Below are 23,044 nucleotides of genomic sequence, written 5' to 3'. Positions count from 1 at the left end.
AAAGCTTGCCTTTTGCGTGTCAAAAGCTTACCTTTTGTCCTGCAAAAGGTAAGCTTTTGGAGAGCAAAAGGTGAGAGTTTGGAATGGGAACGTGGATATGTCAGCGTTTTGGCGTCAGTTTGCGACAAAAAAATCACCTGTGAGTGAAAACCCACAGGTGGTTGAAATTCGATTCTTTTACGAAACATTGCCATTCAAATATGTCAGGTTTATTCCGGCATTGTTTCTTGCGGTTCTTCTGATTGCACGGGCTGTTCGGTTGTCGGTTTTGTTCCGTTGAAATAGATGAAGAGCTTCTCCGACTCAGAAAGTGGGAACATCATGACAAGCGAAAGGCTGTTCCCCTTAATGCTGTTCTCATTTCCCGCCGGGATTATCTTTCCGTCATACGTCTTTCCGTCTTGTGTCGTGAGCTGTACCGATAGTGGGTCGAACGTAATGGTCTTATTGCCATCGGCTGCCGTTTCAAGTTTCACGTTGTCGAGTTTCACGCTGTTGAAGGTACTCTCTTTTGTGGCAAATCCGCTCAGCTCCATTGAACAGCTGCTTCCGTCCTCGTTGGCAATTATTTGTATGGTCCCGGAATAAGCATCGCTCTGTACTTCCTCGGTGGCTTTCACCACAGTGTAGAAATTACCCGAATATGTGCCGGACACATTGTCGTTTACCTCTTGAGCTTTCGTCTGACCGCAGATCATCGCTACGGCTGCAAACATCATTATTAGTCTTTTCATACTTTTGTTTTTAATTTGTTATTAAATCAATTAAACAGATTGCTTGTGGTTAAAGCTGTTTCCGGAAACTGTAACATTATGCAACTTGTTCTGTGCTTGCAAAGATAAAATGCTTTAAACAAAAAACGAAAAAGCTCCATGTTTTTTATTATTTTTATAGGTTTGTTTGTAGAAATCTGCTTAAATCGTAAGAAATTCTCCATAAATGGTATTAAAATGAACTATTTTGTAGTATTTGTGTAATAAAATAATCATTTTCTAACATTCCAAACCCTTTTGTTCCGGCTTTCGTTAAAAAAAGTAGGAGGTGCTCGGCGATTGTATAAAAAATCTTTCCGAATGAATATTCTGTGCCACTGTTGTGAACCATCGTTGTGTAGTCGCTCCTATGAAAGCGTAGGAACGATTGTCTTGCTTTCGTCATGACGAGATAATATAATTTATGCAAGAACTAAAAATAAACTATATTACACATTGGTAATTTCATATAAATGTTTATCTTTGCAATGATGATATGAGTTTTTAATTTTAAAATCTTTAGCGATATGGCAATCAGCATACGTTTGCAACAGAGCAAATTCAAGGAAAAAAAGAGTGAGGGGAAATGGCATGCACGCGTGGTGAGCAACGGTGTGACGACCACAGAGAATCTGGCTGCTTCCATTCAGGAGAATACTTCGTTTACGCGTGGTGAGGTAACGGGTATCATCATGGCCTTAGTGGATGAAATAAGTTACAATCTCAGCTTGGGGAACACCGTAGTGCTGGACGGATTGGGACGATTTCACCTTACGGTGGAGAGTGAGCCGGTAACTAATAAGGAAGACTTCGACATAAAAAAGAACATTACCGGCATAAAGTGTAAATTCCTTCCTGCCAGTCGGCGCGACCCTCTTACGCGCAAGAGTAAGCAGGATTTTGCTTCAGGCGTGCAGGTGGTTTGGGCTGATTCTGAAGACGAGGAATAGCTTGAAAATATAAAGGAGGGGGATAATGATGACCCATTACCCCCCATTTGCTCTTGTTTTCTTATCGAAATCGATGATAACGATAGAATTATTCTTCTGCAATCAGCCTTTTGCCTTCTTCCACTGCCTCCATGTTTAATGGTATCAAGTGGTGATGCCTTTCCGGCAATGTCTTGTACAAAGCTTTCTTCAATCCGTCTGTACTGACTACGGAGCAGACCTTCAGCAGTCCACCCAAGACAATCATGTTGAAGACTTTTGAGTTTTTCATCTCTGCCGCCTTGTTCATCGCATCAATCCGATAAACCCGGATATCCTTGCGTGTGGGAGGCGTTATCACTCCATATCCGTCATAGATGAGGATGCCACCCGGCTTGATTTTCGGTTCAAACTTATCCAACGAAGGCTGGTTGAGCACAATTGCGACATCATATTTGCTGAGAATCGGAGAGGAAATGCGCTCATCGCTGATAATTACCGTTACATTGGCGGTGCCACCTCGCTGTTCCGGACCGTAAGCAGGCATCCAAGTAACTTCCTTATTTTCCATTAAACCGGAATAAGCCAAGATTTTACCCATGGAAAGTACGCCCTGACCTCCAAAGCCACTAATAATAATTTCCTTTTTCATGTGCCAAAAGTTTAATGATGACTAAATTCCCGTTGTGTCTTTAAGGTCGCCCTTAACATATTCGGGGAACATATTCTCGCGCATCCACTCGTTTGCTTGTGCCGGAGATAGTTTCCATCCGCTGTTGCAGGTGGAAACGATTTCCACCAAAGCACTGCCCTTGCCTTGCATATTCGCCTCGAAGGCTTTGCGAATGGCTTTCTTGGCTTTCGTGATGGAACCTACGCCATCAACACTTTGTCGTGTAACATAGCACGTGCCACGCAACCGACTTGCCAAGTCGGTGATATTGAGTGGATAACCATGAATTTCCGGATCGCGACCGTAAGGACAGGTGGCAGTCTTTTGTCCTATCAAGGTGGTAGGAGCCATCTGACCGCCTGTCATTCCATAGATGGCGTTGTTGATAAAGATAATCGTGATATTCTCACCTCGGTTCAAGGCGTGAATGGTCTCGGCTGTCCCAATACATGCCAAATCGCCATCGCCTTGGTAGGTGAAAACTAATCGGTCGGGCCATAATCGCTTGATGCCTGTAGCCACTGCGGGTGCCCTGCCATGAGCTGCTTCTTGCCAGTCAATGTCAATGTATCGATAAGCGAAAACTGAGCATCCCACAGGACTAACCCCAATGGATTTTTCTTCCATGTTCATGTCAGCAATCACTTCTGCCACGAGTTTATGAACCACACCGTGTGAGCATCCGGGGCAATAGTGCATTGCCGTTTCGTTCATCAGTTTGGGTTTCTCATACACTAAGTTCTCCGGCGAAATAATATTGTTTGCCATAAGGCTGTCCTCCCTCTATTTTTTTATCAGTTTTTCTTTTAATACCTCAACAATCTCTTCAGGATCGGGAACGATACCACCGAGTCTGCCATAATGCTCAACAGGCAATGCACCATTTACAGCCAGTCGAACGTCCTCTATCATCTGCCCGGCATTGATTTCGCTCACTAAGATGCCTTTCTTGCCTGCTGATAGCTCGACAATTCTCTTGCTTGGGAAAGGCCATAAAGTGATGGGACGGAACAATCCGACTTTGATGCCTTGTTCTCTTGCTAACTCCATGGCTTTCTCTCCAATGCGTGCGGCACTTCCGAAACTCACAATGATGTAATCGGCATCTTCACAACTTGTTTCCTCGAAGCGCACTTCTTGTTCACAAATCGTCTGATACTTTTTCTGCAAATGAAGGTTGCGTTGTTCCATCACCTCGGATTTCAGTTCCAGGGACGTGATAATATTCGGGTTGCGCATACCACTTCTGCCCATGGTTGCCCACGGACACTCTTTCTTTATTTCCTCTTCCGTTCTGCGTGGCTTCATGGGTGGAAGCACTATCTTCTCCATCATTTGTCCAATGACTCCATCTGACAATATCATAGCAGGATTGCGATACTTGAACGCAAGCTCGAAAGCCAAATCAACGAAGTCTGCCATCTCTTGAACAGAGTTCGGCGCCAATACGATAACGTAATAATCGCCGTTTCCGCCACCTCGCGTTGCTTGGAAATAATCGCTTTGGCTCGGCTGGATGGTGCCCAATCCCGGACCGCCTCGTTGCACGTTGATAAATACTCCCGGAAGTTCCGCACCTGCCATGTAGCTGATGCCTTCCTGCATCAATGCCAATCCCGGTGAAGAAGATGAGGTGAGCACTCGCTTTCCGGCTCCTGCTCCTCCATAAATCATGTTGATGGAAGCTATCTCGCTCTCCGCTTGTAACACGACCATTCCTGTAGTCTCCCATGGTTTTAGCAGTGCCAATGTCTCTATTATCTCACTTTGCGGAGTAATGGGGTAGCCGAAATAACCATCAGCTCCACAGCGGATGGCAGCGTGGGCTATAGCCTCGTTGCCTTTCATCAATGTTACTTCTCTTTCTTCCATAACTATTCCTCCACTTTTTTACGATATACCGTGATACAGCCGTCCGGACACACGATGCCACATGTGGCACAGCCTATACATGCCTCAGCATGGATTGCTCCTACATAGGGGTATCCGTGGGCGTTTACTTTCTTTTGAACCAAAGATATTACTTTCTTTGGGCATGCAATAACACACAATTGGCATCCTTTGCATCTGTCGGTATTCACGACAATAGCTCCCATCATTTTGCTCATAGTCTTTTCTTTTTTAAGGATTGTATGCGTCTTTATGATAGAAATTGAAAATATCCTCCAACATTCTTTTGGCTTCCACAGCCGGCGAGTTCGGATCGAGGGCGATGGCTTCCATGTATTGATTCATCGCATTCATGAAATCTCCCCTTTTCCGATATTCGTTACCTACCTTGAAATATTCTTCTGCTGTCATTGTTCTTGTCAATTAGGATAAATCACCAAAGAGAGTGTTGAGCAAAAGTCGGTGTTAATGCGCCGCAATTGTCGTTGGGACTTTTCATTTATAAAATTCTTTCTTTCCGGCTGCCAATGTATTCTTCATCAACGAGCAGATGGTCATCGGACCTACGCCACCGGGTACGGGTGTGATGTAAGAACATTTTGGCGCTACCTCATCGAACTTCACATCGCCACACAGTCGATAGCCACTCTTCCGCGAGGTGTCGGGTACGCGGGTTGTACCTACGTCGATAACAACAGCACCTTCTTTCACCATGTCGGCAGTTACAAACTCCGGACTTCCTATGGCGGCTATGATAATGTCGGCTTCTCTACATTCCTCTTTCAGTGTTTTGGAGCGAGAGTGGCAAACCGTTACGGTGGAGTCGCCGTATTGCTTTTGCATCATGAGTTGCGCCATGGGTTTCCCCACGATATTGCTTCGTCCGAGTATGACGCATTTTTTACCTGATGTGGGGATGTTGTAATGTTGTAATAACGTGAGCATTCCCAATGGGGTGGCAGAGATAAAGCAGGGTAAACCGATAGACATTCGTCCCACGTTGATGGGGTGGAATCCATCAACATCTTTGCGATAGTCCACTGCCATGATGATTTTTTGTTCGTCGATATGTTTTGGAAGGGGAAGTTGTACGATGAATCCATCAACGTCTTTGTCGTTGTTTAGTTTATCCACACATGCCAACAACTCTTCTTCGGTTACATCTTCTTCGAAACGAATGAGCGTGGACTTAAAGCCACACTGTTCGCAAGCCTTCACCTTGTTTTTCATATAGGTCTCGCTTCCTCCGTCATGACCTACAAGTATAGCAGCCAAGTGGGGTTGTTTCCCACCTTCTTGCATTATTTTTCGCACCTCTTCCGAGATTTGTGTCTTGATGGCTGCGGCTGTTGCTTTACCATCTATAATTTGATATGCCATATCTATAATTTGATTTTAGGTTGGTTTCTTTTCTGATTAGAGCTTTGGCATTTTTGGCATGCCCGGCATGTTCTTCATTCTTCCCATCATGCCAGCCATTTTCGAGCCGGTAACCATTTTCATCATCTTGCGTGTTTGGTCGAACTGTTTGATGAGGCGGTTTACTTCTTGTATGTCGGTTCCCGATCCTTTTGCTATTCTTTGTTTTCTCGAGCTGTTCAGCAATTCCGGATTGGTCCGTTCCTTTGGCGTCATGCTTAGGATGATGGCTTCGATGCCCTTAAATGCGTTGTCGTCAATATCCACATCGCGAATGGCTTTGCCAACACCCGGTATCATGGAAGCAAGGTCTTTTAGGTTGCCCATCTTCTTGATTTGTTGAATTTGGTTGTAGAAGTCGTTGAAATCGAACTGGTTTTTCTGAATTTTCTTTTGAAGTTTCTTGGCTTCTTCTGCATCGAATTGTTCCTGCGCTCTCTCAACCAGCGAAACGACATCGCCCATTCCCAAGATGCGGTCTGCCATTCGTGTGGGATGGAACACATCGAGAGCCTCCATCTTTTCACCGGTACCGATGAATTTGATGGGCTTTGTAACGACTGTGCGAATGGAAAGTGCCGCGCCGCCTCGTGTATCGCCATCGAGTTTTGTCAATACCACACCGTCAAAATCCAAGCGGTCGTTGAATTCCTTGGCAGTGTTTACTGCGTCCTGACCGGTCATGGAATCGACGACAAACAAGACTTCGTCGGGATTTATGCTGTTTTTCAGACTCTCTATCTCGTTCATCATCTCCTCATCCACAGCCAATCGACCTGCTGTATCGATGATGACGGTATCGTTGCCTTTTGCCTTTGCTTCCTTTATGGCGTTGTTGGCAATCGTGTTTACATCCTTGTTTTCCGATTCGCTGTAAACCGGCACGCCAATCTGTTCGCCCACGACTTTCAGCTGCTCGATTGCGGCAGGGCGATAAACGTCGCAAGCCACAAGGAGGGGCTTCCTATGTTCTTTCGTCTTGAGCAAATTAGCCAGCTTCCCGGAGAAAGTGGTCTTACCGGATCCTTGCAAACCGCTCATAAGGATAATGGCAGGCTTGCTTTCCAATTGCAGTCCCACTGTTTCGCCGCCCATCAATTCTGCCAACTCATCGTGAACAATCTTCACCATCAGTTGTCCGGGCTTAACGGCAGTGAGCACATTCATTCCTAAGGCTTTCTGTTTCACGGTGTCGGTGAACGACTTTGCCACCTTATAATTCACATCGGCATCCAGCAAAGCCCTTCGGACATCTTTCAGAGTCTCGGCTACATTTATCTCGGTTATCTTCCCTTCACCTTTAAGTATCTTAAAGGAACGTTCAAGACGATCACTTAAATTTTCAAACATCCTTAATAATTATACATTAATCAATATTATATGCAAAGATAGCAAATATGACAAATAAACGCAAAAGAAAAACATTTTTTTTATTAAATACCATCTTTTTCATACCTTTTCTTTTGTTTTATGTGTAGTCATGTAAACTAAAAAACCAAAAAATATTTGTAGGTTCAGAATATAATCTATAATTTCGCATCCATAAACAGAGGACGCTTGATTGGAAACATCGCGTCAAGGGATTATCTAAACAGAAGAGTAATGGAATATTTCATTAGTATAGACAACGAAAAGCGCGGACCTTATACCATGAAGGAACTCGCGGAACGCGGATTGGATGCCACTACGTTGGTGATGCCTGTTGATAAAAATGCGTGGACTCCTGCATGGCAGATAGACGAACTGCGCCAAATTTTAATGAACAAGTCCGGAGATGCTGCGCAAAGGGGGACAACTTCAGCCGACAAATCGATAGATGAGGGGAATGGGGGAGGACAACCCACAGAGGAAATGCCCTTCGTTGATGCCACGCCGGTGGCTATTCCGGAGAGTACGGAGCCGAAGAAAAACCGGAAAAGTTCACATGGTTGTTTGTTGGGCTTCTTCATCGGCTTCATTGCGTTGATGACTTTGCTTGTTCTCACATGTCCGACCACTCAAGATCATAAAGATGCTCTTTCCGATGTGGTAAGTTCCACCGTGAGCGACGCGGCGCAAGCAACCGATTCGAGTCCGGAGGACGAATGGCTGGAGAAAGCCTTTCACACCATCAGCGATGCTTTCATGGGAAAGGTAATCTCGGCTGCCATTGATAATCTCGTAACCGTAGATAATTATTTCGTATGCTCTGTTGGGAAAGTTAATTACGATAACAAAGAACACATCGTTTCTTTCGGCATCTTGAAGCACATCTTCACCATTGACAAAAAAGACCTCAGGGAGGCTGCCGATAAATATTATAAGACGGCAGAGAGCAAGATGAAAGAAGATTTGCAGAAGAAGGCAGAACAGGTGTTGAAAGATTCGGTCATCGACCCGGCTGCCAATACCATCAAGGGAATGCTCGGATCTGCCATTGACGATATTCTTGGTGAATTGGGCGTATCACAAGGCGGGGATGCTGCCGATGAAACGGATTCAATTTAAGGAATTAAGAAAAATGGAACAACTACCCACGACAGGACGATATGCCTTTTTGGCGGAACCATTCCATTGCGATTTCTCACAAAGGTTGTTCATGGGGCATCTCGGAAACCAATTGCTCAATGCTGCCGATTTCCACAGCAGCGAGCACGGATATGGTTTGCGTTATCTGAATACCATCGGTAAGACATGGGTTCTGAGCAGACTCTCCATCGAAATGACGGATATGCCTCGTATGTACGACAAATTCTATATTGAAACTTGGATAGATGATGTGTTCAAATCCTTTACCAGTCGCAATTTCAAAATATTGGGAACGGAGAACCATGTCTATGGATACGGCAAAAGCATGTGGGCGATGATTGATACGAAGAGTCGCCAACCCGTTGATTTGTTGGCTGTAAACGATGGAAAAATAACCGAGTATGTTGAGAAAGGAAAGTCTTGCCCCATTGAGAAATCATCAAGAGTGAAAATGGGGAAAACTGCGGAATATATATCTTCCATTGACACTTATTATAATGATGTGGATATAAACGGACATATAAATTCCATCAAATACATCGAACACGTGCTTGACTTGTGGTCGCTCGAATGGTATGAAGCGCATCTGCTGAAAAGGTTTGAAGTTGCTTATGTTGCTGAAGCGCATTTGGGAGATAAATTAAAGTTTTATCGTGCGCCGGCTTCCTCGACAAACACCAATGATTTCTTTGTGCGAATAACAAAGAGCAACACGGAAGGTGAAACGGAAGTTTGTCGCGCCCGCCTCTTGTTTTAAGGCATCTTCCATTGCTCTTTACGGTTGTTCTGCCACTTTGTAGAAATAAAACCGGCGTTTGTCCGCCGAAAAGACAACAACCGGCGGGGTAAAAAAATGCGATTAAGTTTTCATGCGTCAGCTGTCGGTTTTTAAAAGCTAAGCTTTTGCAATCCAAAAGCTTAGGTATTGCGTCCTAAAAGCTTAGCTTTTACATCGCAAAAGCTTAGCTTTTGAAAAGCGCTCTGTAAGCTTCTGATTATCAACAATTTGTCATCCTGATATTTTCTCTTGTTCTCGACATGTCTTTTCACCTGATTGCCCTCGTGCAGAATCGGTTGGAAGACAGTCGGGTTTCAATCTTATCGCACAGAACCACAACCCAAACAGCCAAGACGAATGGGGCAGTGAGCGTAGTAAAGCCCAAGCGCAGACCCACAAACTGAAACAAGCAAGAGAGCAATATCGCCGCGACAGCCTTGAGATACCTCCATGACGCCGTGGGAACAACATCGGTAATCGCCACAAATGCTAAAACGGCATTGTAGCCCATCAAGCCATTGTTCATCACGCTCGTCTCCATGAATGGACAGACCGCCAATGATGACGATAGCAAGCACGCCAAGGCAGCTCTTCCTCCCATGCGAATGGAGTTCACCGCGATAGCCGCCAGGAACAAAAAGCCCGTTATCATGTTGTTGCCTTGTAACATGATTTGTCCGAACCCCAAGGAAAAAGCCTTTAAGGGATGAAAAGTCGTTTCGGCAGCGTGGGCGATATCTTCCGTCATACGCAAATCCGGAACAGCAGCGGTCATAAGTAACAATAACCATGTAATCAGTACAAAAGGAGCCGTAAGCACGGGTAGCAGCTTTTGTTTTCCACCAATATGCACCACCCATGTCGATAAGGCGGACGCAATGATTAACAACAGTACCGACCAAACATTAATCGAAAGAAAGCAGGGAACGGCAATCCCCACCAACGTTCCGTTAAATCCGTACAACCCTTTGTCTATTTCGGTATCATCATAGTTCAAGCCTTTCGCGGTGAGTGTGCCAACGATGGTTCCCATCAGTGCGCCTATGCACATGAAAGGGGAATTAAAAGCTATTCCCAATAGCATCAAAGCTCCGGAGAGAGCATTGTTCAGAAAAACGACTTGTCCTACGCCCCGAAGGAAAACCTTAAATATGTTGTATAGATTCATGGTTGTTGTGGTGATTTGATGTACAAATATATTAAATTAGTGGCAATATTCGTGCAATCGGTCGGATTACTCCCATTCGTTTTATATTTTTAACGATAGACAACGGTTCTAAAGCAGAAAAACTCCTTTTAAACAATCAATCAGAGATAAAAAAGCAAAAAACCGACTAAAAAGGTTGGATATAAGAACTTTGTTGTACCTTTGCACCGAAATTAAAATCTCCCATGACGCAATTGGCGTATCTTGGGAGAGATGAAAAGAAAAAACCATAAGAATATGACGTGGATGCAACGCTTTCGCAAGACATCAATCGTTTTCAACTGTCGTCCCGCAGCTTTTCGACCGAGGGGATACGGATGGGATGGCACGCATCGCAACAAAAGATTTAATTGACCACAAATGGATGTAATTGAAAGTTTATTGACAGGAACCAGCATCGGACAAGCCATCTTTGTATTGGCTTTGGTGCTCACGGTAGGACTATTGCTTAGCAAGATTAAGATGGGAGGTTTCTCACTTGGAGTAACTTGGGTGCTTTTCTCCGGTATTTTGGCGGGACACTTGGGATTGAAAATCGACCCTATGGTGCTTTCCTATGTGAAAGAAAGCGGTATGGTGCTTTTCATCTTCGGAATTGGAATGATTGTAGGACCGGGATTTTTCTCAACTTTCAAACAGGGAGGCGTTCAACTAAATGTGCTGTCAATGGTTTCAATCGTATTGGCCATCGGTATCACCTATCTGATTTACTCGCTTTCCGGAACGCCCATCGCCACCATGGTGGGAATTCTCTCCGGAGCTGTTACCAACACACCATCTTTGGGTGCAGCGCAAGAGGCTGCCAAAGGCATGACGGGGACAGCATCACCCGACATTGGTATTGGTTACGCCCTCTCTTACCCTGTTGCCATCTTGGGTATGATTCTCACGACAAGTTGCTTGAAATGGGTGCTGCGTGTCAGGATGGACGAAGAAACACGCAGAATTGAGGACCGGGAAAAAGCACAGCGAAGGGAAGCGTTGGTCTTCTCCATAGAAGTAACCAATCCGGCAGTCTTCGGAACGGAGATAGCTCATGTGAAAAGCTTATTAGACAAACATGAATTTGTCATTTCTAGAATACTCCATAAAGACACGGGAGAGATAGAAATGGCCCATCCAAAATCCATCATCAATGAGGGGGATAAGCTCTTGGCAGTAACGGAACAAGGGGAGGTAGAGACGATTTGCGCTTTCCTCGGTCATAAGATAGAGATGGCTGACTCGCAATGGCGCAAGTTAGACAGTCGGCTTGTATCGAAAAGATGTTTGGTAACCCAAGGCTCTATTAATGGAAAGAGTATTGAAGAACTGAAATTCCGTTCGCTCTATAACGTAAATATCTCTCGCGTACAACGTGCCGGAGTTCATCTTATTGGGCGTCCCGACCTGTTGTTGCAGATGGGCGATACCGTAATTCTTGTGGGTGAAGAAGACGACGTGAAACATGTAGAGCAGATCTTGGGCAACTCAGCCACCAATCTTCGCAAACCAAACTTGTTTGTCATCTTTATCGTTATCATGATTGGCGTATTGGTGGGAAGCATTGAAATTCCTCTGGGAAGCATGCCAATGCCGGTTAAATTGGGATTCTCCGGGGGAACCCTCGTTGTTGCCATTCTAATCAGTAATTTCGGAACTCGTTTCCGATTGAATACGCATAACACGCAAAGTGTGAATCTTATGTTGCGTGAACTGGGCATTACGCTCTTCTTGGGCTGCGTGGGACTGAGCGTGGGCGAAAGTTTCATCGATAAATTGCTCGATGGTGGTTATCTTTGGATGTTCTACGCTGCAATTATCATGCTCGTCCCTCTGTGGGCTACCTGCATTTTAGGGCGATATTGGCTGAAGTTGGACTACTTCACGTTGTTGGGATTTGTGGCAGGTAATATGACTTTTGCTCCGGCACTGTCGCTTACCCCCGATGCCTCCAAGAACAACACGCCTGCCATTAAATACGCCACTATTTATCCGCTTACGATGTTTATCAGGGTAATGGTGGCGCAATGGATGGTTTTACTCTTTGCATAGGTCTTTCAACAGTCTGCGCGAAACGACCTTTAGCGGAAAAACGCCACACCGGAATATGCTCCCACGCATTCCGATGTGGCGTTTTTGAGTCTCTCTGATAATTTCTACATGCTATATCTTTTACCACTATTGACTGAGATGAGGAAAAAAAAAGAGCAAAATAGTGGTAATCTTTAGAATTGTAAGTATTTATTCATCTGATAATAAGTTACTTATCTTTCTATTGGGTGCGCCTGACAGGAGTCGAACCTGCACGCCGTGAGACATTAGATCCTAAGTCTAACGCGTCTACCAATTCCGCCACAGGCGCGATTGTGGCTGCAAAGGTAAGTCAATTATGGTTAAAATCCAAATATTTTCCGAATATATTTATGTGCGAAACCGAGAATGGTCTCATGGTAGTTGGAGATAATTGCTGTAATGAGTGCGTTTTAAAAACAATGAGGTGTAAATTTGTAGGTCTCCGCGTTAATTTCTGCCTTTATAAAAATTAGGAATCATGTCGGGATGCAAGCTCCCTCTAACTCGTGAATGACATCACCCTTGAAAGAGGGATGTACACATAAAAGCAATGCGAACAGAATGAAGAAGATTTCCACGAATGATGCGGAATCAAGTCCTCGGTTTCGCTGAAATTACCAAGCAGTGGTAATCCTTTTACCACTCATTGGTAATCTTCTTACCACTCACCGGTAATCCTTTTACCACTGCTTGGTAATTTCAAGAAAATATCGTTCATGGGTTTTCAAAGATGTTTTTGTGGGTGTGAATAGAACCGTTGTTTCAAATCTTTCCCGGATGTCATGTGTATTTATTTTGGAGGGGAAGCGAGTAAGAGGGAGGGTGGCAAAGCCCTTGCTTTTGGTTGGTTTTGTGTCTTTTTATCCCAAACGAGGGGTTGGGGATTGTTGAATTTATGTGGATTAGTGGGCTGATGGCTGTTTTGGAATAGCGTGGCAGGGAGTCCCATATTTCGCTTTATGAGCGTTGGTGTTAAGTGCGTAAAAAAAGGATGCAACGATAATTCGTCGCATCCTTTTGAATTTTCTTTTGAGATGTGATTAAGCCTCTTGAGCCGGTGCTGCTTCAGCGTCGGCTTCCGGAGCAGTTTCTGCCTCTGCTGCTTCTGCTTTGGCTTTCTCGGCTTCTGCCTCAGCCTTTGCAGCAGCTTCAGCTGCTTTTTTATCGGCTACTTTTTTGGCAATAGTCTCGTTCATCTTCTTTTCCGCTTCAAGATTTTTTGCGGCTACAGCCTTCTTGTCCTCTTCCGCTTTCTTTTCCAAAGCTTCCGTGGCAGCTGTTTTTTGCTGTTTCCAAGCGTCGAACTTCTGTTGACATGCAGCTTCGTCGAATGCGCCTTTCTTTACTCCACCGCGGAGATGTTTCATCATGTAAACCCCTTCGCTCTTTAGGATGAAGCGAGCTGTGTCTGTGGGTTGAGCACCGGTCTCAAGCCAATAGAGGGCACGATCGAAATTCAAATCTATTGTGGCAGGATTGGTATTTGGGTTATAAGTACCAATCTTCTCAATACATTTACCATCTCGTGGTGCACGAACATCGGCAATCACTACCCTATAGATAGGGTGTCCTTTGCGACCACCGCGTTGCAATCTGATTCTTGTTGCCATAATTTGTTATAAATATTTATTAGTTTGAATTTAATGCCATCATCACGTGATAGCGAGTGCAAAATTACTTCTTTATTTTCTAACTACCAAATAATGTGCGTATTATATTGCTTTATTGGTGCAAGAATGTTGTTTTTTATTCTTCAGTCTTGGCTTTCAGTGCAGTCCGGATGAGTTCTTCTATTTCTTCCGTGAGTTCGGGGTTGTCTCTGAGCACGGTTTTGGTGGCATCGCGTCCCTGTGCCAGTTTCGTACCGTTATAGCTGAACCAGCTTCCGCTTTTTTGTATGATGTTGTTTTCTACACCAAGGTCGAGAATTTCTCCAATCTTTGAAATTCCTTCGCCGAAGATGATTTCAAACTCTGCCTTTCGGAAAGGTGGCGCCACTTTGTTTTTTGCCACTTTCACGCGAACTTGGTTCCCGATTATGTTGTCTCCATCTTTAACAGAGGTAACGCGCCGGATGTCGATTCTGACAGAGCTATAGAATTTCAGTGCGTTACCGCCGGTGGTGGTTTCGGGGCTGCCGAACATCTGTCCTATTTTCTCGCGCAACTGGTTGATGAAGATGCAGCAAGTGTTGGTCTTCGCGATGGTTGAGGTAAGTTTGCGCAGTGCTTGGCTCATTAATCGTGCCTGCAATCCGACTACGTTGTCGCCCATGTCGCCTTCGATTTCCTTCTTGGGGGTGAGGGCTGCGACGGAATCGATGACGAGAATGTCTATCGCTGACGAGCGAATGAGTTGGTCGGCTATCTCTAATGCTTGTTCACCGTTGTCGGGTTGTGATATCCAAAGGTTATCAACATCCACTCCAAGGCTCTTGGCGTAGAAACGATCGAAAGCGTGTTCTGCGTCGATGAATGCTGCTATGCCACCTGCTTTTTGTGCTTCGGCAATGGCATGGATTGCCAATGTGGTCTTTCCGGAACTTTCCGGTCCGTAAATTTCCACTATTCTGCCACGTGGATAGCCTCCCACACCGAGCGCGAGGTCGAGTTTTATACTGCCTGTCGGTATTACCTCTACATTTTCTATTTTTTCATCGCCCATGCGCATGATAGTTCCTTTGCCGAAATCTTTTTCTATTTTCGACATGGCGGCTTGCAGAGCTTTTAGTTTTCCTTCGTTTGTTTCTGCCATTTCTTAGTCTCTCCTTTCCCTTTTCGGGTTTTCCTTTCTCGCGGAGAGTAGCGAGTTCTTATGGAATGTTTCTTTTGTTCTTTACCGTAACTTTGCCGTAGATGGCTTATGGTTATAACTCGATATCTCCGTCAATTTCCTCATGCCAAGGCAATCCTTGCTTGTTGAGTTGTTCGAGGAATGGGTCGGGATCGAAGTCTTCCACGTTCCAAACGCCGGGTTTGCGCCACAAGCCTTTGAAAAACATCATCGCGCCCGTCATTGCCGGTACACCGGTTGTATAGCTTACGCCCTGCATGCCCGTTTCCTCAAAAGCTTCCTGATGTTTGCAGTTGTTATAGATGTAATATGTCTTCTCTTTCCCGTCCTTGATGCCTTTGATTCTGCATCCGATGGATGTCTCTCCGTCGTAGTTTTCACCGAGGTCTTGCGGATTGGGTAGTACTGCCTTGAGGAATTGCAACGGAACAATCTTTACTTTTGCCGTTTTTCCGCTGTTGTCGGCGAGTGGCGCCTCGTATTCTATCTCGTCTATACGACTCATTCCGAGATTTTGAATGCAATCGAGATAGGTAAGGTATTGCTGACCGAACGTCATCCAGAAACGTGCACGCTTGATGGTGGGATAATTCTTTACCAATGATTCCAATTCCTCGTGGTGCATGAGGTATGAGTCGCGTGGTCCGATGTTCGGATAGGTCAGGTCTCGATGCACGGCGAGTGGTTCTGTTTCTATCCATTTCCCATTTTCGTAGTACAAACCTTTTTGTGTGATTTCCCGAATGTTGATTTCCGGGTTGAAATTGGTGGCGAATGCCTTGTGATGATTGCCGGCATTGCAGTCCACTATATCCAAATAATGTATTTCATCGAAATGATGTTTGGCGGCGTAAGCCGTGAATGCTTGCGACACTCCCGGATCGAATCCGCAGCCGAGGATGGCAGTTAGTCCCGCCTTCTCGAACTTGTCTTTGTATGCCCATTGCCAGCTGTATTCGAAATGCGCCTCGTCTTTCGGTTCGTAATTGGCGGTATCAAGATAGTTGCAGCCACAAGCCAGACACGCGTCCATGATAGTCAGATCTTGATAGGGCAGGGCAAGGTTGATGACTAATTCGGGCTTGAAAGCGTTGAACAATTCTTTTAGTTGCTCCACGTTGTCGGCATCCACCTGAGCCGTCTTTATGTTTGCTTTGTAGCCTCTGTCGTGGATGGCTTTAACCAATGCGTCGCACTTCTCTTTTCTGCGACTTGCTATCATGAATTCCGTAAAAACGTCTTGATTCTGAACAATCTTGAATGCGGCAACCGTGGCTACTCCTCCGGCTCCAATCATTAATACTCTACTCATAGTTCTGTATTGTTTTTATTTTATTTTCCGTTCTATCTCGTCAGCGGTGATGCCCATTGCGTTCATGATGGAATAACCCAGGATTTGTTGCTTGAAATTGCCACCTGCCAAAGGCTCCATGGCAAAGAGCGTGATGTGCTTTTCTTCTTCATCAACGTTCTTGAGCATGGCGCGTAGTCGGCGAACTATATCTGCGTCTTCGGCATTGGGTATGAGCAGTAAGCGATGCATTTCCTTGTGGCTCAACACGATATTGCAAAAGTCGAGCAACACATCGCTCTTGTTGGTAATATCCTCGCCCGTGGCGATGGTGTTAAGAATGAATTCTCCCAATGAGGCATCTTTGAAAGCCTGTTTGTCCAATTCGGTCTCATAGGTAGAGGGCATGAAATGATCGAGCTTTCGCTTGCTTTTATCGTGCAAAATCACTACTTGCGTTTCGTTATCTCCGCGTTTTATGTGTCCGTCCAAAGCAATATTGACAATCCATTGACTGAAATCGGCTGTAGGAATCTTCCTGTTCAACATTCTTTCAAAATTGATTGTAAGGTTGAATGCCACGTTATCAATGTAATCTCCATCGACAATGATGACATTCTCGCTCATTTTTACTCTCCGGGTGTCTTGCGTATTCATTGCCACAAAGATACGGTAAAAGGCTCGAAGTCCAAAATAATTAAGCGAGTTTTTTGAAAGTGCTCGGCTATTATTCTTAGTCAAGGAACAAACCGGAAGATGAAAACCGACTTACGGCAGGGTCGTCTTTCCTTTCAAATCCTGATTTTGGGGAAGAGAAAGCGTACTCTCGTTAGTAAGAATGAATGGAAATAAGTTAAAAAAAACGATAATTTGATGCGAATTTGAAAGAAAAGAGCTATATTTGTAGTGATAATGTAGAGAGGGAACGGATATGCAAAAATACGCTGATTACATTGAGGAAATCGAGATTGATTCGCTCTGGGGACGGAAAAAGCACATTAAATGGACACTTGACCGCCAAGTGAACGTCCTAAGCGGTATCAACGGAGTGGGTAAAAGCACGATACTGAACAAGGTCGTGAAAGGTCTTTCGCAAGGTGGGGAGTTTCCAAGCCACCTATTGAAAGGCGTGCGTCTGAAAGTTTTTCCTGAAGATGCCAAGTGGATACGTTACGACATCATTCGTTCTTTCGATCGTCCACTGATGAATATGGACAGCATTGCCAATATCGACTTAAACCTCTCCACAGAATTGGATTGGCAATTGTTCCAGTTGCAGAGGAAGTATCTTGATTATCAGGTTAATGTTGGCAATAGAATCATTGAGGAATTGCAATCCGGTGATGCAGACGCGGCTATGAAAGCGCAGACCATTTCCGCACCCAAAAAACTCTTTCAGGATATTATTGACGATCTCTTTACCGAGACCGGAAAGAAAATTGTTCGAACGGAAAACGAGATTATCTTCTCGCAAGTAGGTGAAACACTCTACCCTTATCAGCTGTCGAGTGGAGAAAAACAGATACTCGCCATCCTATTGACCGTTCTTGTGCAAGATCATCAACCCTACGTGTTCTTCATGGACGAGCCGGAGGTGAGTCTTCATGTGGAATGGCAGAAGCGTTTGATAGATTTGATTATCGATTTGAACCCTAATGTTCAAATCATTCTTACCACACATAGTCCGGCTGTTATCATGAACGGATGGATTGATAACGTGACAGAGGTTACAGACATCACTGAAAGTTAATAAACGAAGGCGAAAGCTATGGGTAAGAAACTGAAAGATAACATCTCGTCGGATTATATCCGAGCTTCGAATAAATTAGGGAGCAAGCATGCGCGTGCTAAGATAGTCGCTTACGTGGAATCTTATGATGATATATTCTTTTGGCGCACTGTTCTTAGCAGTTTTGAGAACGAGCAACGTTATTTTGAAGTGATGCTTCCCTCTCGGCAACGCTTAACAAAGGGGAAGAAGTCGGTTTTGATGAACCTCTTATCCAAGACCGTTGGCGATAATATGATAGCCTGTGTGGATGCCGACTATGATTATTTGTTACGTGATGCCACACCCACTTCAAGGGAGGTCAATCATAATCCGTATGTTTTCCATACCTATGCTTACGCGATAGAGAACCTACAGTGTTATGCTTCCGGGCTTCATGAGGTGGTTGTTGCGGTAACGCTCAATGATAAGTCAATTTTCGATTTCGAGGACTTCCTTCGTTCGTATAGCGAAGCTGTGTTTCCGCTTTTTGTTTGGAGCATTTGGTTCTATAGAAAGGGAATTTATGGAAAGTTTACGATCACCGATTTCAATCGGATTATTGCCACCGGTCATTTCTCGTTAGAGGATTTCGATGCGAGTATCCAGAAAGTTCGAAAGAAAGTTTGGCGTAAGATTCGCCAATTCCACAAGGATTACCCTGACGCGAAGGAGAGTTATCTCGCGTTGAAAGAGGATATAAAGCGTTTGGGCGTAACTCCGCAAACCACCTATTTATACATTCAAGGGCATCATCTGTTCGACAATATTGTTGTTCCTGTGCTGAAGAAAGTTTGCGATAAGCTGGTGTACGACCGAGAACAAGAAATTATCAAGAATGCGGTGCATGCTTTGCAACGAAAGAATGAGTTGGCAAGCTATGAGCACAGCATGGAAGGAATTGTTTCCATGCTCCGGCGAGGCTTTTATTATCAAGATGCTCCTCCATTCCAAAGGCTGAAGAACGATTTGGCAGAATTTTTGTCATCGGAATCCTATTCTTCGCCAACTGAAGCGAATGTCTCTTAACTCCCTTTGATTCATGCTCTTTTTCCATTTTTACGTCAAATCGTCCATAGCTTTTACGTCTGTCTTGCTCGACATTCGCATCGCCGGTGTCAGTTCGATTTGAGAGTCGCTTTTCAAAAAAAATTAGTTAAAGAAGTCTTCAGCCTTTTTCTTATCCACGTTATAGCAGAATACCACCACGGTGTCGCCTGCTTCGATTTGTGTATTACCCGATACCAACATTCCCTCTTCGCCTCTTACCAAGCCACCGATGGTCATTCCACTGGGGAATTTTATATCCTTGATGGGTTTTTTCGTAATCTTTGAACCTTGCACCGGTATGAATTCGGCAACATCTGCATCCACCGACATTAGGAATTTCACGTTGTCCACGTTGGCATCAAGCAACATTTGGTAGATGTAACTGGCGGCTATGGCTTTCTTGTTGATGATTGTACCAATATCTAAGTTGGCTGCCATGTCCACGTAATCGAAGTTTTCCACCGAGGCAATGGTTTTTCTCACTCCGTAGCGTTTAGCTGCCAGACAAGCTAAGATGTTGGTTTCTGCATTGGGGGTCAGTGCCACGAAAGCCTGTGTGTTCCTAATGCCCTCCTGTGTCAGCAAAGCCGTGTCGCGTCCGTCGCCGTTGATGACTAATTCGCCTTCATCCAGTATTTCGTTCAAGTATTGGCATCGTTCCGCATCGCGTTCTATCACCTTGATGTTCATGTATTCCGGCATGATTTTCACCGAGCGAACGGCAGTTCTTCCGCCTCCCATAACGATGACATTCTTCACATCCACGTAATGCTCCTTGCCGGCTATTTTTCTGATGTAGGGGATATAGTTCTTTGTTGTCATGAAATAGGCCAAGTCTTCCAGCTTTAACGTATCGTTACCGCCGGGTATTATCGTTTCGTTATGTCGTTTGATGGCAACGATATGGTAAGGGTCTTCCGGACCACTGATGTTTTTTAGCGGTTTGTCGAGTATCTGACAGCTTTCTCTCAGTTTTATTCCCAGCATCACGAGGGCACCTCCATGCACATCCCATCTTTGTCTTACCCACGACATTTTCAATCCGTTGAGAATGTCTTTTGCCGCCAACACTTCCGGATAGATGAGCCGGCTGATACCCAGTCGCTTGAAGAATTCCTGATTTTCGGGTTTCATGTATTCCGGGTTGTCAATCTTTGCCACTGTTTTCTTTGCACCGAGGTGGTGAGCCATGGTGCATGCCGTGATGTTGTCCGCCTCCTTTGGCGTTACCGCAATAAAGAGGTCGGTATCTTTTGCTCCGGCATCTTTCAAGGCACTGATACTCGTTGGTTTTGCCTCAATGGTAAGCAGGTCAATGTCGCTGTCAATTTTTTCCAAATTTTCCGGCACCTCATCTATCAATATGATGTCATACTTGTTGCGAGCGAGGAGTTGTGCGAGATAAGTTCCGATGGCGCATGCCCCGGCAATAATGATTTTCATATGTCCTAAAAACTAATTTACCTTATTATGCTTCTTGCAGACAATTCTTTATTTCTCTTCTGATTGCTTCTTTGTCCAATTTGCAGAGCGAACGGAGTTGCTGCACTGTTCCCTGTTCTATGAATTTGTCGGGCAGTCCCATGCGAATGACGCGTGGGGAGAAACCCCTGTCGTTCATCCATTCCAGTACGGCGGAGCCTAATCCGCCGTTGCGTGTTCCGTCTTCTATGGTAATGATGTTCGAAAAGCTTTCTCCAACCTCCTTCAGGATTTGCTCGTCCAGAGGTTTCAGGAAGCGCATGTCGTAATGAGCGATGTGTCCGGTGAGTTTTTCCGGATTTTCCGGAAGTTCATTGATAACTTGTTCCACATCGTTTCCCAAGGGTCCGATGGAAAGTATCGCCACGTTTTTCTTTGTGTTGTTGCCCATCGTGCCATCGAAGAGTTTTCTGCCCGTTCCCACCTGTATTTCCTCAAGCGGACATCTCCAGTCCACCAGCACGCCGCGTCCTCTTGGGTAGCGGATGGCGAAGAAGCCTTTTCCGGGCAGTTGCGCCGTGTACATGAGTCGTCGCAATTCTTTCTCGTCCATGGGGGCTGATATCGTGATGTTGGGTATCGGGCGGAGGAAAGCCAAGTCGAATGCGCCGTGGTGCGTGGTGCCGTCTTCCCCCACCAGTCCGGCGCGATCGAGACAAAGCACTACCGGCAAATCGAGTATCGCCGCATCATGGATAATGTTGTCGTATGCGCGTTGTGAGAAAGCGCTGTAGATGTTGCAGAACGGTTGCAGTCCGTCTTTTGCCATGCCTGCCGAGAAAGTCATGGCATGTCCCTCGGCGATGCCGACGTCGAATGTGCGTTCCGGCATTTTTTTCATCATGATGTTCATTGAACAGCCCGATGGCATGGCAGGCGTAACTCCCACGATTTTCCGGTTTTGTTCAGCCAATTCCAATAGCGTGTGTCCGAACACGTTTTGAAATTTTGGTGGTTGGTTGCTGTTGTCTTCCTGTATGCGTTCACCCGTTTCCGGATCGAACTTGCCGGGTGCGTGCCAGATGGTCGCACTCTTTTCCGCCGGTTCGTATCCCTTTCCTTTTATGGTGTGCAAATGCAGCAACTTGGGTCCTTTCATGTTTTTCAGTTGTCGCAAGATGCGCACCACCTCCTTCACATCGTTGCCGTTGAAAGGTCCGAAGTAGCGAATGTTCATGCCCTCGAAGAGGTTTTGTTGTTGAGCGATGGCAGATTTCAGTGCGTTGTTCAGTCGGATGATGCCTTTTCTCCGGTTCTCGTTCAACAATCCTTTTGCGTGCAGCCATTGCGACGCCTTAAATCGCAAACGGTTGTACGTCTCGTTCGTGTCAAGATTGAGCAGATATTGCTGCATGCCTCCCACGGCTCGGTCGATGGACATGTCGTTATCGTTGAGGATGATGAGGAGGTCGTTGGGCTTTCCTGACACGTTGTTCAGTCCCTCGAAAGCCAATCCACCGCTCATGGCACCATCGCCGATGATGGCAACGACGTGTCGGTCGGGATGGTGGGTCAGTTTTGCAGCCACTGCCATTCCCAAAGCTGCCGAAATGGAGTTGGAGGCATGTCCGCAGGTGAATGTGTCGTATTCGCTTTCTTTGGGTGAGGGGAAGGGCATCAGTCCGTTGAGCTTCCTGTTCTTGCAGAATTGATCGCGACGTCCCGTCAGAATTTTGTGTCCGTATGCCTGATGCCCCACGTCCCACACGATTCTGTCGTCCGGAGTGTTAAATACGTAGTGGCAAGCCACGGTGATTTCCGTTGCTCCAAGGCTGGAACCTAAATGACCGGGGTTTGTCGCCACTTCCTCAATGATATCCTCTCGAAGCTCCTTGCACACTTCCGGCAATTGGTCTATGCTTAGTTTGCGCAGGTCGGAGGGATATTTTATTTCATTTAAGAGTCTATATTTCTTTTCGTTCAACATTATAATAATGTGGATAGCTGTGCAAAGATACACCAAATCGCTTGAATGGCAAAATAAAAAGGGTTTCGTTTTTGAAAGATTGCTTTGTGGGCTGTGTCTTTTCGGTGGCTGTCGTGGTGTCTTTTTGTGGTGGTTTTGTAATGAAAATGTCTTATACGGATTTAGCTTGTCACAATTCTGACTATAAAAAAAGTAAGAAATTATGACAAAACGTAAAACCCCGCGCGAATTTTCGTATTCGTTCAAGCTGCAAGTGTTAATTGATTATTATTCTAGCGGTTCTTCTCAAGCGTCCATATTGCGTAAGTGGAATGTGTCTAGTGGTTCGATGTTCCAATGGCTGAAACGTTGGCCCGTTGATTCAAAATCGTTATCTTTGCCCTCGGAAGTAATCGAGAGGTATCGTATGGCTCATAAAGAAACGAATTTGACAGACAATGAGATATTGCGCCAGAAGATAGTGAACCTCCAACACGCATTGTCTTTGGAGAAGATGCGCAGCCGTGCCTATGAGAAACTCAT

22 protein-coding genes and 1 tRNA gene are annotated in these 23,044 nt (G+C 45.2%); 7 read left to right on the top strand and 16 right to left on the bottom strand.

The window, feature by feature from the left end:
* Positions 1-209 precede the first annotated feature (209 nt).
* Positions 210-734, bottom strand: coding sequence for a calycin-like domain-containing protein (locus E0E16_RS11705; RefSeq protein WP_130830433.1), 525 nt, complete (start codon positions 732-734; stop codon positions 210-212).
* Between the two features lie 545 nt (positions 735-1,279).
* Between E0E16_RS11705 and E0E16_RS11700 the strand changes: the two genes are divergently transcribed.
* Positions 1,280-1,702: an HU family DNA-binding protein gene (locus tag E0E16_RS11700; protein WP_130830432.1), complete on the top strand. Its 423-nt coding sequence runs from the start codon at positions 1,280-1,282 to the stop codon at positions 1,700-1,702.
* An 88-nt stretch (positions 1,703-1,790) separates the two neighbouring features.
* On the opposite strand, the gene E0E16_RS11695 is transcribed toward E0E16_RS11700, so the two are convergent.
* The 7 genes from E0E16_RS11695 to ffh form a co-directional block, all read right to left on the bottom strand.
* Positions 1,791-2,333, bottom strand: coding sequence for a 2-oxoacid:ferredoxin oxidoreductase subunit gamma family protein (locus E0E16_RS11695; protein WP_130830431.1), 543 nt, complete (start codon positions 2,331-2,333; stop codon positions 1,791-1,793).
* A 21-nt stretch (positions 2,334-2,354) separates the two neighbouring features.
* On the bottom strand, positions 2,355-3,122 hold the full coding sequence (locus tag E0E16_RS11690; RefSeq protein ID WP_130830430.1) for a thiamine pyrophosphate-dependent enzyme: 768 nt from the start codon (positions 3,120-3,122) through the stop codon (positions 2,355-2,357).
* A 15-nt stretch (positions 3,123-3,137) separates the two neighbouring features.
* Positions 3,138-4,226 (bottom strand): 3-methyl-2-oxobutanoate dehydrogenase subunit VorB, encoded by a 1,089-nt coding sequence (locus E0E16_RS11685; protein ID WP_130830429.1) that lies wholly within the window; start codon positions 4,224-4,226, stop codon positions 3,138-3,140.
* A gap of 2 nt (positions 4,227-4,228) precedes the next feature.
* Positions 4,229-4,462, bottom strand: a complete 234-nt coding sequence (locus tag E0E16_RS11680; protein WP_130830428.1) for a 4Fe-4S dicluster domain-containing protein — start codon at positions 4,460-4,462, stop codon at positions 4,229-4,231.
* Between the two features lie 13 nt (positions 4,463-4,475).
* Positions 4,476-4,655, bottom strand: coding sequence for a tetratricopeptide repeat protein (locus E0E16_RS11675; protein ID WP_130830427.1), 180 nt, complete (start codon positions 4,653-4,655; stop codon positions 4,476-4,478).
* Between the two features lie 84 nt (positions 4,656-4,739).
* On the bottom strand, positions 4,740-5,624 hold the full coding sequence (folD, locus tag E0E16_RS11670; protein WP_130830426.1) for a bifunctional methylenetetrahydrofolate dehydrogenase/methenyltetrahydrofolate cyclohydrolase FolD: 885 nt from the start codon (positions 5,622-5,624) through the stop codon (positions 4,740-4,742).
* Between the two features lie 36 nt (positions 5,625-5,660).
* Positions 5,661-7,013 (bottom strand): signal recognition particle protein, encoded by a 1,353-nt coding sequence (ffh, locus tag E0E16_RS11665; protein WP_130830425.1) that lies wholly within the window; start codon positions 7,011-7,013, stop codon positions 5,661-5,663.
* A 252-nt stretch (positions 7,014-7,265) separates the two neighbouring features.
* On the opposite strand from ffh, the gene E0E16_RS11660 reads away from it, so the two are divergent.
* On the top strand, positions 7,266-8,150 hold the full coding sequence (locus E0E16_RS11660) for a GYF domain-containing protein (RefSeq protein ID WP_130830424.1): 885 nt from the start codon (positions 7,266-7,268) through the stop codon (positions 8,148-8,150).
* A gap of 13 nt (positions 8,151-8,163) precedes the next feature.
* Positions 8,164-8,928: an acyl-[acyl-carrier-protein] thioesterase gene (locus E0E16_RS11655; RefSeq protein WP_130830423.1), complete on the top strand. Its 765-nt coding sequence runs from the start codon at positions 8,164-8,166 to the stop codon at positions 8,926-8,928.
* A 289-nt stretch (positions 8,929-9,217) separates the two neighbouring features.
* Here E0E16_RS11655 and E0E16_RS11650 read toward each other — a convergent pair whose 3' ends face one another.
* Positions 9,218-10,117 (bottom strand): urea transporter, encoded by a 900-nt coding sequence (locus E0E16_RS11650; protein ID WP_130830422.1) that lies wholly within the window; start codon positions 10,115-10,117, stop codon positions 9,218-9,220.
* 399 nt (positions 10,118-10,516) lie between these two features.
* Between E0E16_RS11650 and E0E16_RS11645 the strand changes: the two genes are divergently transcribed.
* Positions 10,517-12,190, top strand: coding sequence for a putative transporter (locus E0E16_RS11645; protein ID WP_130830421.1), 1,674 nt, complete (start codon positions 10,517-10,519; stop codon positions 12,188-12,190).
* 228 nt (positions 12,191-12,418) lie between these two features.
* Here E0E16_RS11645 and E0E16_RS11640 read toward each other — a convergent pair.
* The 5 genes from E0E16_RS11640 to E0E16_RS11620 all read right to left on the bottom strand — a co-directional run bounded on the left by E0E16_RS11640 (position 12,419) and on the right by E0E16_RS11620 (position 16,952).
* Positions 12,419-12,500: transfer RNA gene (locus E0E16_RS11640), tRNA-Leu, on the bottom strand.
* A 751-nt stretch (positions 12,501-13,251) separates the two neighbouring features.
* Positions 13,252-13,821, bottom strand: a complete 570-nt coding sequence (locus E0E16_RS11635; protein WP_130830420.1) for a 30S ribosomal protein S16 — start codon at positions 13,819-13,821, stop codon at positions 13,252-13,254.
* Between the two features lie 136 nt (positions 13,822-13,957).
* Positions 13,958-14,965 (bottom strand): recombinase RecA, encoded by a 1,008-nt coding sequence (gene recA / locus E0E16_RS11630; protein ID WP_130830419.1) that lies wholly within the window; start codon positions 14,963-14,965, stop codon positions 13,958-13,960.
* 112 nt (positions 14,966-15,077) lie between these two features.
* The gene (locus E0E16_RS11625; RefSeq protein ID WP_130830418.1) at positions 15,078-16,316 is read right to left on the bottom strand and encodes a saccharopine dehydrogenase family protein; all 1,239 of its coding nucleotides are present in this window, start codon (positions 16,314-16,316) and stop codon (positions 15,078-15,080) included.
* A 15-nt stretch (positions 16,317-16,331) separates the two neighbouring features.
* Positions 16,332-16,952 carry a DUF6621 family protein gene (locus E0E16_RS11620; RefSeq protein WP_130830417.1) on the bottom strand — a complete coding sequence of 207 codons (621 nt, stop codon included), beginning with the start codon at positions 16,950-16,952 and terminating at the stop codon, positions 16,332-16,334.
* A gap of 274 nt (positions 16,953-17,226) precedes the next feature.
* On the opposite strand from E0E16_RS11620, the gene E0E16_RS11615 reads away from it, so the two are divergent.
* Positions 17,227-18,045: an AAA family ATPase gene (locus tag E0E16_RS11615; RefSeq protein ID WP_130830416.1), complete on the top strand. Its 819-nt coding sequence runs from the start codon at positions 17,227-17,229 to the stop codon at positions 18,043-18,045.
* A gap of 18 nt (positions 18,046-18,063) precedes the next feature.
* On the top strand, positions 18,064-19,092 hold the full coding sequence (locus E0E16_RS11610) for a DUF4435 domain-containing protein (protein ID WP_130830415.1): 1,029 nt from the start codon (positions 18,064-18,066) through the stop codon (positions 19,090-19,092).
* A 123-nt stretch (positions 19,093-19,215) separates the two neighbouring features.
* Here the strand turns inward: E0E16_RS11610 and trkA are convergent, their stop codons facing one another.
* Both trkA and dxs read right to left on the bottom strand, forming a co-directional pair.
* Positions 19,216-20,556 carry a Trk system potassium transporter TrkA gene (trkA, locus tag E0E16_RS11605; RefSeq protein WP_130830414.1) on the bottom strand — a complete coding sequence of 447 codons (1,341 nt, stop codon included), beginning with the start codon at positions 20,554-20,556 and terminating at the stop codon, positions 19,216-19,218.
* Positions 20,557-20,581: 25 nt separating this feature from the next.
* Complete coding sequence (gene dxs / locus E0E16_RS11600) at positions 20,582-22,522, bottom strand: 1-deoxy-D-xylulose-5-phosphate synthase (RefSeq protein WP_130830413.1); 1,941 nt, start codon at positions 22,520-22,522, stop codon at positions 20,582-20,584.
* 202 nt (positions 22,523-22,724) lie between these two features.
* Between dxs and E0E16_RS11595 the strand changes: the two genes are divergently transcribed.
* Positions 22,725-23,044 (top strand): hypothetical protein (locus E0E16_RS11595; protein WP_181951343.1); only part of this gene is annotated, 320 nt, incomplete at its 3' end.

This window comes from Prevotella rectalis, from assembly GCF_900607215.1.
Classification (GTDB): domain Bacteria; phylum Bacteroidota; class Bacteroidia; order Bacteroidales; family Bacteroidaceae; genus Prevotella; species Prevotella brunnea.
The sequence above is the reverse complement of the archived record's forward strand: the minus strand, read 5'-3'. Positions and strand labels throughout refer to the sequence as shown.